The 2,267-nt window shown below is 53.2% G+C and carries 2 protein-coding genes and 1 pseudogene; all 3 read right to left on the bottom strand.

All coding sequences use genetic code 11. From position 1 onward, the window contains the following. The coding region (locus CKO25_RS20635) for a hypothetical protein (RefSeq protein WP_200389823.1) at nt 1–343 on the bottom strand (343 nt) is incomplete at its 3' end. Nucleotides 344–439: 96 nt separating this feature from the next. Next, nucleotides 440–742, bottom strand: a pseudogene (locus tag CKO25_RS22095) (fibronectin type III domain-containing protein); the annotation flags it as partial. Between the two features lie 994 nt (nt 743–1,736). Further along, nucleotides 1,737–2,267 (bottom strand): LamG domain-containing protein (locus CKO25_RS20630; RefSeq protein WP_200389822.1); only part of this gene is annotated, 531 nt, incomplete at its 5' end.

Genomic DNA, 2,267 nt, shown 5'->3' with positions numbered 1-2,267 from the left:
TGTTGTTCGCAATTCGAATCTGCAAATTAGCGGACGGCCGCGGCGAGTCGGAATGCAGGGCATAGGCCAGACCACCACTCATCTCCTTCGTGATGACCGATGTAAAGTTGCTCTTCAGTGCCGTCGGGTACACCCACGCCGACAGCGTCATCCCATCGGTCAACCCCAACGACGCGCTGTGCTCCACCGTCACCAAACTATTATTGCCATTGAACGACAACGCCCGCCCAAAACGACCCTGCGTGGTGCGCGTCACATTCAATAGGGTCCCGTGATTGCCCTGACCCGACGCATCCTGCACGCTCGAACCACCACTCTCCTCAAAGCCATACGCCGCCACCAATCCCGCAACCGCTCCACCTCCAGCACTCCCACCACCCGAGCCAGGGCCAGGGCCAGGGCCATTTTGACTCGACGGCGTGACACCGCTGACCTCTTGGGAGAAAGGACTTGATTGTGAACCATTGTAAGCCTGCAACGCAAAATAATACCGAGTGCCTGAGGCGAGGCCACTGACAGAACCCCTGGTCTGACGACCGACATCTAGAGTTCTCGTATATGTACGTGGCGCGGTCCCATAGGCAATTCGGTATCCGGATGCACCCGAAACGCTATTCCACGTTAGGGTCGCTGTCTCGGCAATCGCAACACCAGATGAAAGCAAAGAGCCCAGCAGGACAAAAAAACTGATAGCGAAGAGAGGCAATGGGACACGAAAGAGTGTGCGGAGGCCAGCGCGCATGAGAATACCTAGCAGTGGTCTCGACGCCAGCCCAATGGCATATTGACACGAGCCGCACGAGAGATGTGTGACTTCAAGCAGGTTGGACTGGACGGCGTGATGAATATTTATTGAAGTCCCGCTAGCATGCCTGCGCCCGGGACAAGGTGTCAGATTTTGATGAATTGATAACGCAATGAACTCGTGACTTTAATTCCGAATCTTTTGCCTCATTAACGACAAAGAACAGATTCGCTTTTCGAGTGAATTGCATGCAACCCACCACCTATAACGCGGAATTCATGCCAAAAATATTTATCCAATATTATCAATAATTTATGCAAGAATAGCTCAATCATTCATCAGGCGAAGCGTCGCCTTCAGGCAACAGAGATCCTTCGAAAATTGTTATCCTTTGTTTTTATTCATGATTTATGTCTCCTGGTCCCGACGATTTCATCTAGATCCCGCCAAACTTTCCATCTGGGCTGAAGGCGAGTCCATGCCTGAAATCTTAAACTACTGTTTAGAAAGAGTTTTGAGCATGCTTCGACATCGCACGCCATGCGTGATGGTTGCGGGTCGGCAAGAAGGAGGGGCCTAGCTAAATCATTCGCCGTGAAGAGCGAACAAACCTTGCTCAGGCATGAAGAGGGTTTTCCAGCAGGCCAGATTGACAAGAATGAATGCTAGAGGGGGTCGAAATCGCGGTGATATGCTGAAGTAAATTCGCGGAACGCGACCGCCAAATTCAACTCATGCAATAGGATCTGGTGTGCACCGGTGTGATCGAGACGCGGTTAACACCTAACCGCAAAAAATCTTTGCAAGCAATGCTTTCAGCAAAGTACCCAACTCAGCCCGAATGTGAATTTGATTTGGGTACAGGCTCTGCCTGTTAGGCTCATCAGGCGCAACGCTGATCCCGGGATGGTCCGAAACAGGACGTCATGTTCTGTAACGGACAGATCTGGATTCATGGGGCGGGCAGAGTGCCCGCCCCTGGAGGGTTCTTCTACTTCTTGACTGGCTCGAGGGAGAGTGTCCTGAGTTCGGATTGAGTCAGCGCTTGGTTGTGAATGCGGACCTCATCAATCATCCCCTCAAAGGCCCGCCCCGCCAGTACCGTGTTCCCGCCAATACGCAGCGGATTAGGACCTACCGTCAGACTGCCCCGGAAGGATCCACCACCAACCCGCACATTGTTGACATAAACTGATTGGGTCGAGCCATCATGGGTCACCGCAAGGTGTGTCCAGGCTCTCACTGGCGGCCTTGATCCTGCGTTGATGCCACGCGTCAAGGTCCCAATGCGTAGCTGGGTGTTGACTTGACGTAGAGACGAATCGGCATGCAACGCATAACTCAACCCACCACTGATCTCCTTCACCATCACCGTGGCAAAGTTCGCACGCTGCACCGTCGGATACACCCACGCCGAGAGCGTCATCCCATCACTCAACCCCAACGACGCACTGTGCTCCACCGTCACCAAACTATTCGTCCCATTGAACGACAACGCCCGCCCAAAACGACCCTGCGTCGT

Source organism: Thiocapsa imhoffii (assembly GCF_016583985.1).
GTDB classification, from domain to species: domain Bacteria; phylum Pseudomonadota; class Gammaproteobacteria; order Chromatiales; family Chromatiaceae; genus Thiocapsa; species Thiocapsa imhoffii.
The sequence above is the reverse complement of the archived record's forward strand: the minus strand, read 5'-3'. Positions and strand labels throughout refer to the sequence as shown.